The sequence below is a fragment of the Bacillus sp. 123MFChir2 genome (assembly GCF_000383235.1).
Classification (GTDB): domain Bacteria; phylum Bacillota; class Bacilli; order Bacillales; family Bacillaceae_G; genus Bacillus_A.
In genome coordinates this window covers 355,066-368,894 of record NZ_KB910924.1, presented here as the reverse complement: position 1 = coordinate 368,894, position 13,829 = coordinate 355,066, and the positions used below count along the sequence as shown (strand labels likewise).

General features: G+C 36.7%; 18 protein-coding genes. 14 read left to right on the top strand and 4 right to left on the bottom strand.

From position 1 onward, the window contains the following. Window positions 1–41: 41 nt before the first annotated feature. Genes H280_RS0101880 through H280_RS0101870 form a run of 3 tightly spaced genes read right to left on the bottom strand, consistent with a single transcriptional unit; the run spans window position 42 to window position 2,377 of the window. On the bottom strand, window positions 42–1,121 hold the full coding sequence (locus tag H280_RS0101880; protein ID WP_020059415.1) for an ABC-2 transporter permease: 1,080 nt from the start codon (window positions 1,119–1,121) through the stop codon (window positions 42–44). Next, window positions 1,111–1,992, bottom strand: a complete 882-nt coding sequence (locus H280_RS0101875) for an ABC transporter ATP-binding protein (RefSeq protein WP_020059414.1) — start codon at window positions 1,990–1,992, stop codon at window positions 1,111–1,113. The genes H280_RS0101880 and H280_RS0101875 overlap by 11 nt, the downstream gene beginning before the upstream one ends. Beyond that, window positions 1,958–2,377 (bottom strand): GntR family transcriptional regulator, encoded by a 420-nt coding sequence (locus H280_RS0101870; RefSeq protein WP_020059413.1) that lies wholly within the window; start codon window positions 2,375–2,377, stop codon window positions 1,958–1,960. Before H280_RS0101870 ends, H280_RS0101875 begins: the two co-directional genes overlap by 35 nt. 166 nt (window positions 2,378–2,543) lie before the next feature. On the opposite strand from H280_RS0101870, the gene H280_RS0101865 reads away from it, so the two are divergent. From H280_RS0101865 to H280_RS0101810, 12 genes are all read left to right on the top strand, one after another. Next, window positions 2,544–3,722 (top strand): D-alanyl-D-alanine carboxypeptidase family protein, encoded by a 1,179-nt coding sequence (locus H280_RS0101865; protein ID WP_020059412.1) that lies wholly within the window; start codon window positions 2,544–2,546, stop codon window positions 3,720–3,722. 412 nt (window positions 3,723–4,134) lie between these two features. Further along, window positions 4,135–4,485 (top strand): anti-sigma F factor antagonist, encoded by a 351-nt coding sequence (gene spoIIAA, locus H280_RS0101860; RefSeq protein ID WP_020059411.1) that lies wholly within the window; start codon window positions 4,135–4,137, stop codon window positions 4,483–4,485. Next, a complete protein-coding gene (gene spoIIAB, locus H280_RS0101855) occupies window positions 4,486–4,926 on the top strand; it encodes an anti-sigma F factor (RefSeq protein WP_020059410.1) in 441 nt (146 codons plus the stop codon). It begins immediately after the preceding gene. 12 nt (window positions 4,927–4,938) lie between these two features. After that, the gene (gene sigF, locus H280_RS0101850) at window positions 4,939–5,697 is read left to right on the top strand and encodes an RNA polymerase sporulation sigma factor SigF (RefSeq protein WP_020059409.1); all 759 of its coding nucleotides are present in this window, start codon (window positions 4,939–4,941) and stop codon (window positions 5,695–5,697) included. A gap of 91 nt (window positions 5,698–5,788) precedes the next feature. Next, window positions 5,789–6,409, top strand: a complete 621-nt coding sequence (locus tag H280_RS0101845; RefSeq protein ID WP_020059408.1) for a stage V sporulation protein AA — start codon at window positions 5,789–5,791, stop codon at window positions 6,407–6,409. Continuing rightward, the gene (locus tag H280_RS0101840) at window positions 6,402–6,818 is read left to right on the top strand and encodes a stage V sporulation protein AB (RefSeq protein WP_020059407.1); all 417 of its coding nucleotides are present in this window, start codon (window positions 6,402–6,404) and stop codon (window positions 6,816–6,818) included. The genes H280_RS0101845 and H280_RS0101840 overlap by 8 nt, the downstream gene beginning before the upstream one ends. An 11-nt stretch (window positions 6,819–6,829) precedes the next feature. Further along, on the top strand, window positions 6,830–7,285 hold the full coding sequence (gene spoVAC, locus H280_RS0101835; protein ID WP_020059406.1) for a stage V sporulation protein AC: 456 nt from the start codon (window positions 6,830–6,832) through the stop codon (window positions 7,283–7,285). Window positions 7,286–7,322: 37 nt separating this feature from the next. Continuing rightward, the gene (gene spoVAD, locus H280_RS0101830) at window positions 7,323–8,336 is read left to right on the top strand and encodes a stage V sporulation protein AD (RefSeq protein WP_020059405.1); all 1,014 of its coding nucleotides are present in this window, start codon (window positions 7,323–7,325) and stop codon (window positions 8,334–8,336) included. A 3-nt stretch (window positions 8,337–8,339) separates the two neighbouring features. Next, window positions 8,340–8,690 (top strand): stage V sporulation protein AE, encoded by a 351-nt coding sequence (gene spoVAE, locus H280_RS0101825; protein WP_020059404.1) that lies wholly within the window; start codon window positions 8,340–8,342, stop codon window positions 8,688–8,690. A gap of 5 nt (window positions 8,691–8,695) precedes the next feature. After that, window positions 8,696–9,274, top strand: coding sequence for a stage V sporulation protein AE (locus H280_RS0101820; protein ID WP_028411065.1), 579 nt, complete (start codon window positions 8,696–8,698; stop codon window positions 9,272–9,274). After that, a complete protein-coding gene (locus H280_RS0101815) occupies window positions 9,252–10,724 on the top strand; it encodes a spore germination protein (RefSeq protein WP_020059402.1) in 1,473 nt (490 codons plus the stop codon). Before H280_RS0101820 ends, H280_RS0101815 begins: the two co-directional genes overlap by 23 nt. A 90-nt stretch (window positions 10,725–10,814) precedes the next feature. Continuing rightward, window positions 10,815–11,621 (top strand): Cof-type HAD-IIB family hydrolase, encoded by an 807-nt coding sequence (locus H280_RS0101810; RefSeq protein ID WP_028411064.1) that lies wholly within the window; start codon window positions 10,815–10,817, stop codon window positions 11,619–11,621. Window positions 11,622–11,701: 80 nt separating this feature from the next. Here H280_RS0101810 and H280_RS0101805 read toward each other — a convergent pair whose 3' ends face one another. Beyond that, the gene (locus H280_RS0101805) at window positions 11,702–12,568 is read right to left on the bottom strand and encodes a DUF1002 domain-containing protein (protein ID WP_020059399.1); all 867 of its coding nucleotides are present in this window, start codon (window positions 12,566–12,568) and stop codon (window positions 11,702–11,704) included. 208 nt (window positions 12,569–12,776) lie between these two features. On the opposite strand from H280_RS0101805, the gene H280_RS0101800 reads away from it, so the two are divergent. Then, window positions 12,777–13,214 carry a peptidylprolyl isomerase gene (locus H280_RS0101800; protein ID WP_020059398.1) on the top strand — a complete coding sequence of 146 codons (438 nt, stop codon included), beginning with the start codon at window positions 12,777–12,779 and terminating at the stop codon, window positions 13,212–13,214. Between the two features lie 243 nt (window positions 13,215–13,457). Further along, complete coding sequence (locus tag H280_RS0101795) at window positions 13,458–13,823, top strand: GNAT family N-acetyltransferase (RefSeq protein ID WP_020059397.1); 366 nt, start codon at window positions 13,458–13,460, stop codon at window positions 13,821–13,823. Window positions 13,824–13,829: the final 6 nt, after the last annotated feature.

The window sequence follows — 13,829 nt, the reverse complement described above, 5'->3', positions numbered from 1 at the left end:
ACCTCTATTTGTATGTGTTCGCATCTTGATTAAAAATATCGTTATCTTCCATTAAAAGAAAACTTCCATTTTAGTAAGCGAGTTAAAATCATATAACTAATAAATCCTGTTCCTAAAAAGGTTACATAGTAAATCCATAAAGCACTTATTCCAAATATTCGTCCTGCGAGTAATGCAAAGCAAAGGACTGTACAGCCGATAAAGCATTTCTGTAGCTGTGGAAACAATAGAGTTTTCCCATTTTGTTCATTAGGAGAGCGTGTATATAAAATGATCGCTAATGGTAAAAATAGAATAATATAAACGAATGGATTCAGCAATTTCCAAACAGGTGGAATCGATGTTTTCTCCATAGGGTCTACGGTATGTGATTCTGAGGTTTTATGACCGCCACGATCAAATGTCATTTCAGGCTGGTAGTTGTAACTAATATAAAATTCATGGAACGGTGCAATGATGCTTACTTGTTCTAAGTAATATCCAGTTTTACCCTCAATTTTATATAGATCCTCAGTTGCTCCTCCAGTATGAACAAAAACAAATCCAGATACTAATAAATTTAAACCATACGGAAGATATAAAATGACCGCAGTTAAAGTGCCTTGTGAAAAAATATTTCCAGTAATTGTTCCGATGAATAAAGAGAATGTATAAATAGCAATTAGCACAATTGTTAGGTAAACAAAATAAGTATGAAACGGACTGAAATCCTGATAAGCATTATGAAAAGAGACTTTTTTGATTCCCCACATACTAATCCAGCAAACAAAATTTACGATTATAATATTGACAATACCAAACAACCATTTTGTTAGAAAAATATCTTTTCGTTTAAAAGGCATAGAGAAAAGGAAATCGGTTGATTGATTGCTGCGTTCCCATCCAATTAAAACACAAGCGAGTGCGATGAGCACAATGCCTTGTATCACGACAGGTTCATCTGTTTGAAAAGAATAGGAATAATAATATATATGATCCCATTTCATTTTTGACTGTCGAAACTCTGATTGTGCAGCACTATAATATGCATAAGGAAGTGTATGTAAACTACTTAACCAAAAGAGTAGCAGTACATATTTCCCTTGTTTAAATGTTCGCATCCACAACGCTTTATGAAACATGTGACCCCTCCTCAAAAGCCGTAACAAAGACATCCTCAAGTGACATTGGCAATTCTTCTAATAAGAGCGGCTGCTCTTTATGAAATTTTTCTAACGTAGTTGCTACATTGCCCTCGATTAAAACGGTGTATACTTTTCCGGTTTGTTGTAATACTTTCACATTACTTAAGTTTTCTAGTTTTTGTGGTAGTGAACGTTCATAAGCGACTTGAATTTTTGCATATCGCGATTTTGTATCGTCTAAAGCTGTAATTGATGCAATGGTATGATCTTTTAAAATGATGACTGTGTCTGCGATTTTTTCAATTTCATCTAAGTGATGTGTCGAAATGAGAATGGTAATTTCACGTTCTGCTACTTCTTCAATTAAAAATTGTAAGATTTGTCTTTTTACAATTGGATCAAGTCCGTTTGTTGGCTCATCTAAAATTATGTATTCTACGCCAGTAGAAAAGGCTAAGATCATTGCCAATAGTGCCTTCATTCCGCGGGAGTAGCTACGAATGCGTTTGTCTGGTAAGTTAAAACGCTCAAGTAACTCATAGAAATAGTCTGCATTGAAATTATGATAGACTGCTTTATAGAATTTTACGATTTCTTTTACTGTGTATCCGCTTAATACATTTGTAGAGTCTGGAACGTATACAACTGTTTGTTTTACTTCAGGATGCTTGTGTACGTCAACGTCGTTATATGTAACGGTTCCTTCATCTGGAGTTAAAATCCCAACGAGTGTACGTAATAGTGTTGTTTTTCCGGCTCCATTTCTTCCGAGTAATCCGGCAATGCTCCCCTTTTTTAAAGTAAATGAAATATCTTCTAATATCGTTTGATTATCAATTGTTTTCTTTATGTTCGTCACTTTTAACATGCGTATTTCCTCCTAATTCTTTATAGTATGAATCAATCCAATCATGAATTTTTTCTTTTGAAATACCAAGATACGAAGCTTCTAGTAACAATTGATGGAATTGTTTTTCTACCATAGCAATTTTCCTTTCATCTTGTGCGGGAGTGATGGATTGCGAGACGAATGTTCCTTTGCCGCGCAGCGTTTCGATAATGCCTTGTCGCTCTAATTCTTGATACGCTTTACTCACCGTGTTTGGATTAATGACGAGTGAAGAGGCGAGTTCACGAACGGAAGGAAGTTTATCGCTAGATTCGAGCATCCCTCTTAAAATGAGCTCTTTAACATTATGAACAATTTGTTCCCATATCGGAGTGTTGCTTCTTGGATCTAGTTGAATGTGCAAGAGCAAAGTCTCCTTTCTAATAAAAAGTATAAGTGTACTAATAGATATAATACACTTAATACAATATATGGTGCATTATCGTTTGTCAATCATGTTTTTAGAAAATTATGGTATAAAACCCCTTCGTTTGGAAAAAATAGGTTTGATATAGAATGGAGGGTTAGTCATGAAGCGATTAATAGGAATACTTGTTTGTTTCATGTTATTGCTTTCCGCTGTTCCAGTTGGTTTTGCACAGTCTGAGAAAAAAGAAGCGGAAACAAAACCAAAACTAGCGGAACAAGCATCGTCAGCAATTGTAATTGAGCAGGACACAGGGAAAGTTTTGTTTGACAAAAATCCAAATGAAAAGTTGCCCCCTGCTAGTATGACAAAAATTATGACCATGTTACTTATTATGGAACAAATTGAAAAAGGAAAATTAAAACTGACAGATAAAGTGAGAACGAGTGAACACGCTGCTTCTATGGGAGGTTCACAAATTTTCCTTGAACCTGGTGAAGAAATGTCAGTTGATGAAATGTTAAAGGGCATTGCTATAGCATCTGGAAATGACGCATCAGTTGCCGTTGCTGAACACATTGCTGGGTCAGAAGAAGGATTTGTAGATAGGATGAATAAAAAAGCAAAAGATTTAGGACTAAAAAATACTCATTTTCAAAATCCAACAGGTCTTCCAGCAAAGGATCATTATTCAACGGCATATGACATGGCCGTTATGGCAAAGGAATTGATGAAATACCCATTAATCCGTAAATATACAGGGAAATATGAAGATTATTTACGTGAAGATACGGATAAGAAATTTTGGCTTGTAAATACAAATAAGCTTGTCCGTTTCTATCCAGGTGTTGACGGTGTGAAAACAGGATTTACAACAGAAGCAAAATATTGTTTAACAGCATCGGCAGAACGAAATGGGATGCGTGTCATTTCTGTCATTATGGGCTCTCCAACATCAAAGGAACGAAATGCGGAAGTAACCAAGCTTCTTGATTATGCATTTAGTCAATATATGACGAAAAAGATGTATACAAGAGGTGAAAAAATTCAAACGGTAAAAGTAGGGAAAGGAAAAAAAGAAACAGTCGACTTAGTAGCTTCTGAAAATGTGTCCCTCCTAATGAAAAAGGGAGAAGCAATGAAGAATATTAAAAAAGAAGTAGTTGCTGAAGAGAAGGTGAAAGCTCCAATTAAAAAAGGAGATGCTTTAGGTACACTTGTCATTAAAAAAGGGAATGAAGTGCTACTCAAACAAACAATTGTTGCAAAAGAAGATGTTGCAGCAGCGAGCTGGTGGGAGTTATTTAAACGAAGTTTTGGGATGTTTTCAACATCGAAATAGCGGCAATATAGTTGCCGCTTTCTCCCTTTGTTTTATCTTGTAGGTGGCAGAAAAGGGAGCTGACTGCTTCTATGTGTGGCCAGATGCTCTCGCCTACCGAAACAGAATGGTTTTATCCCGCTATTCGCGGGCAGTAATACTCCCACCTCAAAATTCGGCGAAAGCAAGGAAGTTAGGTGAGTGATAAACTGCCCGTAAAAGCCCGATTGGTGAGGGCTAATAATCAGCGGGGGCCCCACTGATTAAAGTTTCACTTTATGTCGGTTTTTGATTTGTATTTATAGAGAAGGTTCTTTTTATGACGAAATAGTACTTCTTTTGTCAGGTGGAAGGATTCTACATTTATTTTAGAGAAAAACTTCTTATATATTTTGCGTGTATACGCGAATTTTGAATGTAAGGAGGAAATAGAGTGAGTCTTTCCATCCATTTAGAAGTAAAGCGTGACGTCTTATGTGTTCGTTTAGCAGGCGAACTAGATCATCATACTGCTGAAGAGTTGCGAGCAAAAGTAACTGATATGATTGAGACGCATCATGTTCATCATATTATTTTAAATTTAGGACAATTAGCATTTATGGATAGTTCTGGCCTTGGTGTTGTATTAGGAAGATATAAACATGTCAAAAGTTTAGGCGGCGAAATGGTTGTTTGTGCAATTTCTCCTGCTGTAAAGCGCTTATTTGAGATGTCAGGGCTATTTAAAATTATTCGTTTAGAAGAAAATGAAGCCCATGCGCTCGCAACATTGGGGGTGGCATAGATGAGAAATGAAATGAACCTTCAATTTTCTGCATTAAGTCAAAATGAATCGTTTGCTCGCGTTACAGTTGCCGCTTTTATTGCGCAGCTCGATCCAACAATGGAAGAGTTAACGGAAGTGAAAACCGTCGTGTCTGAGGCAGTAACGAATGCCATTATTCATGGATATGAAGGGAATTCAGATGGCATTGTGTATATTACGGTTATTTTGGAAGATGGCATGGTAAAGTTAACAATTCGTGATGAAGGGATTGGAATTCTAGATTTAGATGAAGCAAGGCAACCCCTTTTTACAACTAAACCCGAATTAGAGCGTTCTGGAATGGGATTTACCATTATGGAAAATTTTATGGATGAAGTAGAGGTTATTTCTAATGAATCTTTCGGGACAACGATCCATTTGACGAAGCATCTATCAAAAAGTAACGCTCTATGCAATTAAGGAGAATTGCCTATGGACATAGAGGTCAGAAGTGAAAAAGGAAAAGGGCAGTTAAAGGATCAGGAATTAAAAGAATTAATTAAAAGGAGTCAACAGGGCGATCAAGGAGCGAGAGACTTAATTATTCAAAATAATATGAGGCTTGTTTGGTCCGTTGTACAACGCTTTTTAAATCGCGGTTATGAGCCGGAGGACTTGTTTCAAATTGGCTGTATTGGGTTGCTAAAATCTGTCGACAAGTTTGATCTATCTTTTGATGTAAAGTTTTCAACATATGCAGTTCCAATGATTATTGGAGAAATTCAGCGTTTTTTACGTGATGATGGAACAGTGAAAGTAAGTCGTTCGTTAAAAGAAATGGGAAATAAAATTCGTAAAATGAAAGATGAATTATCAAAGGAGTATGGTCGTGCACCGACAATTACCGAAATAGCAGAGGCGTTAGAACTAACGCCAGAAGAAGTTGTAATGGCGCAAGAAGCAAGTCGGACACCATCGTCGATACATGAAACGGTGTATGAAAATGATGGTGATCCTATTACTATTTTAGACCAAATTGCGGATCGCTCTGAAACAAAGTGGTTTGATAAGATTGCGTTAAAAGAAGCAATTCGTGAATTAGATGAGCGTGAACGGTTGATTGTCTATTTGCGGTATTATAAAGACCAGACACAATCGGAAGTAGCAGAGCGTTTAGGGATCTCTCAAGTACAAGTATCGAGGCTGGAAAAGAAAATATTAAAACAAATGAAGGAACGAATAGGCGAATAGTCTATTCGTTTTTTTATTTTAAAAAAGTTGTATTAGAAAAATTTCCAATATCCATACTACAACTACGAGGAATAGTTAAGAGGTGATTGGAGTGGAGCAAACGATATATGTAAAGATGAGGAATCGTCTACAAGTGTCGCCTGCTTATGAGATTAAAATTGGTGACGTTGCACAAGTAGTTGGAGAGTCACGTATTGTAGATGAGATAAAACGACAGGTTATATACAAAATTACAAAGAAAGATAAAACGCATGTTGTAATTGATGTGATGAAAGTGATTCAAGCTATTTGGCAGTATTCTAGCAGTTTAGAAATTAATTTGCTCGGTTCAGTACAAACGATTGTTGAAATTGTATACGAAAAAAAACAAGTAAATCCATTTTTCTTTGGAATGGTGTGGTTATTACTATTTGTCGGAGCGGCTCTTGCGATTATTTATTTTCATGAGGACGTTAGTATGCAGCAAGTGCATCAACGTTTGTATTACATGATTACAGGAGAAAGTAACCAAAAGCCACTTTTATTTCAAATCCCATATTCGTTAGGGCTTGGACTTGGAATGATTCTTTTTTTTAATCACGTATTTCAAAAGCGTATTAATGAGGAACCAAGCCCATTAGAAGTTGAAATGTTCCAATACCAACAATCTCTCGATCAATATGTAATGATGAACGAAAACAAAGAAATGATAAAGAACATCCAAAATGATTGAATGTATTGGGATAATCTTTATTGGATTTGCTGGTGGCATTGCTGTTGGAGGAGGATACGTTGCATTTTTAACTGTATTAGGTATGATTCCAAGGCTCGCTCAGTTAACGAAAAGTGGTCATCGTGTGCAATATTATGAATGGGCTGTTGTGAGCGGTGCACTAAGCGGTACGTGGTGCAGTTTACGTGATGTTACATTATTGGCTTCACCGTATTGGCTTTTGCTCCTTGGATTGTTATGCGGCACATTTATCGGAATGCTTGCTGCTGCTTTAACAGAAGTGCTGAATGTACTTCCAATATTAGCGAAACGTGTTGGGGTTGATGGAAAAATTGTTATTCTTCTTATCGCACTTGTTCTTGGCAAGGTAGTAGGATCTTTATTTCATTGGATTTATTTTGTGAAATAGGAGGTATGTCAATGGCGCAGCATAAATTAAAGGATGATTATACGAATAAGGTGAAAGAGTATCATCCAAAACCTAATTATATGATGAATTGTATGAAGGCTTTTGTTGTGGGAGGGCTTATTTGTACATTAGGTGAAGCTTTGATGAAGATGTATATACACTATTTTGATTTTACGGAGAAAAATGCAGGGAATCTGGCAATCACAACGTTAATATTACTGTCAGCTATTTTAACAGGACTTGGTGTATATGATAAGCTTGGCCAATTTGCAGGAGCTGGGTCAGCAATCCCGGTTACTGGATTTGCGAATTCAATGGTAAGTGCAGCAATGGAGCATCGCAGCGAAGGGATTGTTCTTGGGGTTGCTACAAATATGTTCAAAATTGCTGGAAGTGTCATTGTATTTGGAGTTGTTGGGGCGTATGTTGTCGGTCTCATTCGGTATACATGGAAGCTCCTCCAATGATAGAAGTTTCATCTTATGTAAGTAAAGGAGAAGATAGATGAGATTAACTGGGAAACAAACGTGGCTATTTCAAAACGATGTATATGTGAATGCAACAGGTACGGCTGTTGGACCAAATGAGGCAAAGGGGCCGCTTGGAGATAGTTTTGATATTACATATGATGACTTGCACTGCGGAGAAGAAAGCTGGGAGTTAGCGGAAAGAAGGTTAATGAGAGAGTCGATTCAACATGCATTGCGAAAAGAAAAGATGCAAGCATCTGATATTGATTTATTTTTAGCAGGAGATTTATTAAATCAAACCGTTACGGCAAATTATGTTGCTAGAGAGCTGTCGATTCCATTTTTAGGCATGTTTGGAGCGTGTTCCACTTCGATGGAGACGCTAGCTGTTGGCGCAGCATTTATTGATGGTGGATTTGCAAATCGCGTGTTAGCAACAGTCAGTAGTCATAATGCCACTGCTGAACGGCAATTTCGTTATCCAACAGAGTATGGAGGGCAAAAACCAACTACAGCAACATTTACTGTTACAGGAGCTGGTACAGCTTTAATTAGTCGGGAAAGAAGTGCAATTAAAGTCACATCAGCAACTATTGGAAAAGTTCAAGATTTAGGTATAACAGATCCGTTTGATATGGGATCTGCAATGGCCCCTGCTGCAGCTCATACAATTAGGCAGCATTTTGAAGATTTAAACAGAAGTGCTGTCGATTACGATTTGATTGTGACAGGTGATTTATCAGGAGTTGGAACACCAATTGCGCGGCGGCTGTTGTTAGATGAAGGCTACGATTTAGGGAATGTTTATAATGATTGCGGTTTAATGATTTATAGGGGTGACCAGCAAGTATTTGCGGGAGGAAGTGGCTGTGCTTGTTCCGCAGTTGTAACATATGGACATTTAATGAAAGAAATGAACAAGGGGAATTTAGGGCGGATTTTTGTCGTAGCAACAGGTGCTTTGTTAAATCCAATTATGATTCAACAAAAAGAATCGATTCCAACGATTGCACACGGTATCGTATTTGAAAGAATAAAAGGGGTGTAATATGTGGAATTTATATATGCGTTTTTAGTTGGGGGAGCGATTTGTGTTGTCGGACAACTTCTGTTAGATTTTGCGAAATTAACACCTGCACATGTTATGGCGATCTTCGTAGTAGTTGGTACTATTTTAGATGGTTTTGGCATTTATGACAAACTGATTCAGTTTGCAGGAGCGGGAGCGACTGTTCCGATTTCAAGTTTTGGTCATTCTTTATTGCATGGTGCGATGGAAGCGGCAGAAAAGCATGGTTATCTTGGGATTGGAATGGGAATGTTTAAGTTAACATCTGTTGGAATTTCAGCAGCGATTTTGTTTGCATTTATAGCAGCACTTATTTTTAAACCGAAAGGATAAATAAGATGAGAAGAAGGGTTATTTTGGTGACAGACGGAGATGAATATGCACAGCGAACAATCGAGTTACTGGCAAAAGAATTTGGTGGACGATGCATTTCGGCCACGCAAAGTAATCCAACGAAATTAACGGGGAGAAAGATTGTTGAGCTTATCATGCAAACACCACATGACCCGGTTTTTGTTATGTTTGATGATAGTGGATATATAGGGGAAGGATCAGGAGAAAAAGCATTAAAATATGTAGCAACGAATAAACAAATCGATGTACTTGGCGTGTTAGCTGTTGCTTCTAATACGCATCATTGGGAATGGACACGTGTTGATGTAAGTGTCGATCGAGAAGGGCGATTAACTGAATATGGCGTTGATAAATTTGGATTGGCGGATATTGAAATAGGAAGAATAAACGGTGATACCGTTTACTGTTTAGACGAATTACATGTTCCGATTATTGTTGGAATCGGTGATATTGGGAAAATGTATGGCAATGATGATCGGAAACGTGGGTCACCAATTACAAGAAAAGCAATTCAATTAATTTTAGAAAGGAGTGGGTTTTATGACCAACACAAAAAAGACTAGTATACCAATTTCTTCATTTTTAAGTGACAATGAAAATTATTTGAAGCAAACCGTGGGACTTGGCGTTACCTTTGATGTGGGAATTCGTAAATTTCATATTTTAGATAAAGAAATTGGTGTTTTGTTTGTGAATGGTTTATGTGATACAAACTATATCATACACATTCTCGAAGAGGCTATTAATACAAATGAAATACAAAGGTATGGAGAAGGTACGGTAAAGTTGTTAGAAAATCGTCTGATTCATCAGCAAGTAAGTAAAGTAAAGACGATGGATGATGTCATATTACAAGTGTTATCAGGCTTAATCGTTATTTTTGTTGAGGGAGAAACAGAAGCTTTTGTAATCGATGTTCGCAGCTATCCAGGACGAACTCCGACAGAGCCGGATACAGAGAAAGTTGTCAGAGGTGCGCGCGATGGATTTGTTGAAAATATTATTGTAAATACAGCTCTTATTCGGAGACGTATTCGTGATCCGCGTTTGCGACATGAAATTATTCGGGTGGGAGAGCGGTCACACACAGATCTTTGTATTGCATATATACAAGATATTGCGAATCCAGATTTGGTGAAAATAATAAAGCAAGAAATAGAAAATATTCAAATCGACGGTGTAACAATGGCCGATAAAACAATTGAGGAGTTTCTTGTGAAACAAGGATACAATCCTTTTCCGCTTATTCGTTATACAGAAAGACCAGACGTCGCTGCGAATCATTTACTAGAAGGACACGTTTTACTGTTGACAGATACTTCTCCTAGCGCAATTATTACACCGACAACATATTTTCATCATTTACAGCATGCAGAGGAATTTCGGCAAAATCCTGCTGTTGGAACATTTTTACGCTGGGTTCGTTTTCTTGGAGTTGTATTTTCTCTGTTCTTATTACCGCTTTGGCTTGCGTTTGTAATGGATCCTGCATTATTACCAGAAAAGTTAGCGTTTATTGGACCGAATAAAGTGACTAATATACCAATTGCTTTGCAGATTATTTTAGCAGAAGTAGGGCTGGAATTTCTGAGGATGGCATCAATCCATACACCAACGCCGCTGTCATCAGCAGCTGGGTTAATTTCAGCTATATTAATTGGTCAAATTGCAATCAATGTCGGTCTATTTGTACCAGAAGTTATTTTATATACTGCGATTTCTATGATTGGATCTTATGCAACGCCAAGTTACGAATTAGGGTTAGGGAATAAGGTTGGTAAGCTATTCCTGATTGTATGTACTGCTTTATTTCAAGAAATAGGATTTGTTATTGGAATGACAGTGTTAGTTTTATTTTTAGCATCCATTAGAAGTTTACAAACACCATATCTTTGGCCATTTCTTCCATTTGATTGGGGAGCATTGGTTAAGATTTTAATACGTCCATCTATTTCTAGTTTAAAGGTACGTCCTAGCATCGTCCATCCTCAAAATATAAAGAGGCAAGAATGAGCAGAAGAATAAATTCTGCTCTTTTTGTTTTAAATTTATCTGGTTTTAACAAAAACATAACATTTCTTCTGTACACTAAAAGTAAATATGATGTATGGAAGGGGAGATTACATGATTAAATTATTTGTTAGCGATTTAGATGACACACTCGTTTATAACGTGAATCGGATTCATCGTGACGATGAAAAAGCATTATGCTGGCTAGCGGAGAAAGGTACAAATATTTGTTTTGCTTCTGGTCGTTTTACCCACCGCATTCACGCTGTTGTGAAACAGTTCGCTTTCCCTTATTATACAACAGGATTAAATGGCGCCGTTTTATTTACGAAAGAAGGAGAACTGTTAAACGAATCAACTTTTGATGGTGAGGTTGCCCGGGAAATATATAGATATATACATGAAAAAAAGTTGGCGGATATTGTGTGTGCAAAAGAGCATCGATATACAAAAAAGAAAAATGAACATCATTATATGTTTGAAGAATATATTCAAGGGAAAATCGCAGAAATAGAGACATTAGAGGAAGAGTTTGGACAAACTATTCACCCGGCAAAATTATTTGTTTATGCGGAAGAAGAAAAAGTTACAATGTTAGATCAAGAGTTGCGAAAGCAGTTTCAAGGCGAAGCAGAAGTCGTAATTTCAGGGAAAAAATATGTGGATATTATGCCAATTGGGATTAGTAAGGGGAGTGCACTGCAGCTTTTAATGGAACATTTACAAGTTGAAGCTCATGAAGTAGCGTGTATTGGAGATTCTTTTAATGATGTTTCTATGTTTTCTGTGACGCCGCATTCTTTTACATTGCATCACGCTCATCCATATGTGAAAGAAAAAGCGAGTCATGTTGTTCGTTCAGTAGAAGAAGCAATTATGAAACTACCATTGTTAGCATAAAGTGAAACTTCTATCAGAGGGGGGCTTATTGCCCACGAATAACGGGATAAGAAAAAAGCTCGTTACAAACGAGCTTTTTATTACTTAAATAGAGATTTAATAAAATCAATAAAACTAGAGAATACGCCTTTTAACTTATCTAAAAATCCTTGACCTTCTTCAGAACCTAGAAACGCTGAAACGTGTTCTTTCGCTTTATTTAATTGGTTACTAACTTGATCCCAATCAATGTTTAAGTTTTTCATTTTGTCAAAGAGTGTTACTAAATTATCAAGTTGTTCATCAGTTAATGTAATTCCAAGTTGATCTGCAATCTTTTTAATGAGTGAGCGTAAATCTTCTGTTGTTTTTGGTTGTTCTTTTGCAATCTCTTCTTTAACTTTGGCAACAAGTTGTACAGCTTTGTCATTTCCGATTTGGTCACCAAGTTTTGCAGTTTGAACCATTTCTTCATTAGCTACTTTTTTAACTTCTTCTGGAATTTCCTTTTTCGCTGCTGTCTCGTAGGCCTTCATTAGGCCTGTTAAAGCGGCAGTTCCGGATACTTTAAATGGTGCTGTAATGTAGATATTCGCATCCTTTACACCTGCTGTAATTAATGCGTTTGTATACATTGCATCTGTTACCCAATTGATATTATGCGCTTGTACAACAAGACCAGATCCTTTTTTGGTATACGTAATCATAGAAGAAGAAATTGCTTTCGTACCGATTTGAGCGTTTGGTACAACTCCATCTAAATATTTATGTTCTTCTGCATTTGATACCGTAATAATTTGCGCATCTTTTGGCGCTTTCATTTCTTGGAGAAGCTGTTGTTTTTGCTGTTCTGATAAGTTTTCTCCTAATGTAACAATAGACTCTCCCTCAATAATGTCTGCATATGAAGCGGTTGGAATTAAAAAAACCATTACAGCTAATAGCAGTGCTAACAATTTCGTTTTCACGAAAAATCGCTCCCTTTCTCTTTCTGAAATTTTCGGGCAACAAAGTAATTATAGTATATTTTTTGTATTTGTCATCCGTCTTAAGGATGATTTGTGAAAGAAACAGTAGGATTGTCGGATTTTATAAAGGTTTTCACAATAATATTTTTGTTTATTATAGTGATTGTGGTAATATAAGGCTGAGATTGTTGAAAGGAGCTTATTATACATGAAAACTTTAGGATACATATTAATGGAAAACGGTGAAAAAATCGAATTAGAATTTTTCGCAGAAGAAGCACCAAAAACAGTAGAAAACTTTAGAAAATTAGCTAACGAAGGATTTTATGATGGATTAACATTCCACCGCGTTATTCCTGGTTTCGTATCTCAAGGGGGCTGCCCTATTGGAAATGGGACTGGTGGACCAGGCTATTCAATCCCATGTGAAACAGATGGTAATCCTCACAAGCATACAGTAGGTGCACTTTCTATGGCGCATGCTGGAAGAAATACTGGAGGAAGCCAGTTTTTTGTTGTACATGAACCACAACCGCATTTAGATGGTGTTCATACTGTATTTGGAAAAGCAACAAGTGGCATCGAAACAGTATTAAATATGCGTCAAGGCGATGTTATGAAAGAAGTTAAAGTCTGGGAAGAGTAAAATGTTAAGAGGGGGCAAAATGCTCTCTCTTTTTTTATTTATATAGGTACGAATCATACAATGTTATTAGCATAATATAAACAGAATATCAACATTTGACTTCCTCTGCCCGTCTTTGTATGATTATAAAGTTGTTTTAGGCAAGCCTTCTCAGTAGGTTAGAAATGTTGTAAAATAGACATGATATGAACATGCTGATTAAGGGGATATGATTTGTAACTTTTGTAAGAAGGGATAAATTTCATGTTAATTCGTTTTAAAAAAAGTTATGAAAAAATTGCAATGGGACTTCTTTCTTTTATGCCAATGGAAAAAGATATAAAGCGATTGCAAGCGACGATGAAGGATTATGAACAAAACGATGATTGGCAGCTTTACTTATGGAAAGAAGATGAAGCGATTGTTGGGATTATCGGGACGTTAAAACGAGAAGAAGATGTATTAGAAATACAGCATATTAGTGTAAATCCGTCACATCGTCATGCTGGAATTGGAACAAAAATGGTGCAAGAATTACAAATTACGATGCCGAATATTACGGTATGCGGAAATGACCAAACATCTAGTTTCTGTGAGAAGTGCAAAGAAATTGAACAGAACGTGTATTAATAAAAG

Bases quoted from the DNA above. Each gene is read 5' to 3' on its own strand.
- H280_RS0101795 (WP_020059397.1), top strand. From the start codon at position 13,458: ATGTTAATTCGTTTTAAAAAAAGTTATGAAAAAATTGCAATGGGACTT.
- spoVAC (WP_020059406.1), top strand. From the start codon at position 6,830: ATGGCGCAGCATAAATTAAAGGATGATTATACGAATAAGGTGAAAGAG.
- spoVAD (WP_020059405.1), top strand. From the start codon at position 7,323: ATGAGATTAACTGGGAAACAAACGTGGCTATTTCAAAACGATGTATAT.
- H280_RS0101800 (WP_020059398.1), top strand. From the start codon at position 12,777: ATGAAAACTTTAGGATACATATTAATGGAAAACGGTGAAAAAATCGAA.
- H280_RS0101865 (WP_020059412.1), top strand. From the start codon at position 2,544: ATGAAGCGATTAATAGGAATACTTGTTTGTTTCATGTTATTGCTTTCC.
- H280_RS0101875 (WP_020059414.1), bottom strand. From the start codon at position 1,992: ATGTTAAAAGTGACGAACATAAAGAAAACAATTGATAATCAAACGATA.
- H280_RS0101815 (WP_020059402.1), top strand. From the start codon at position 9,252: ATGACCAACACAAAAAAGACTAGTATACCAATTTCTTCATTTTTAAGT.
- H280_RS0101810 (WP_028411064.1), top strand. From the start codon at position 10,815: ATGTATGGAAGGGGAGATTACATGATTAAATTATTTGTTAGCGATTTA.
- sigF (WP_020059409.1), top strand. From the start codon at position 4,939: ATGGACATAGAGGTCAGAAGTGAAAAAGGAAAAGGGCAGTTAAAGGAT.
- H280_RS0101820 (WP_028411065.1), top strand. From the start codon at position 8,696: ATGAGAAGAAGGGTTATTTTGGTGACAGACGGAGATGAATATGCACAG.
- H280_RS0101840 (WP_020059407.1), top strand. From the start codon at position 6,402: ATGATTGAATGTATTGGGATAATCTTTATTGGATTTGCTGGTGGCATT.
- H280_RS0101880 (WP_020059415.1), bottom strand. From the start codon at position 1,121: ATGTTTCATAAAGCGTTGTGGATGCGAACATTTAAACAAGGGAAATAT.
- spoIIAB (WP_020059410.1), top strand. From the start codon at position 4,486: ATGAGAAATGAAATGAACCTTCAATTTTCTGCATTAAGTCAAAATGAA.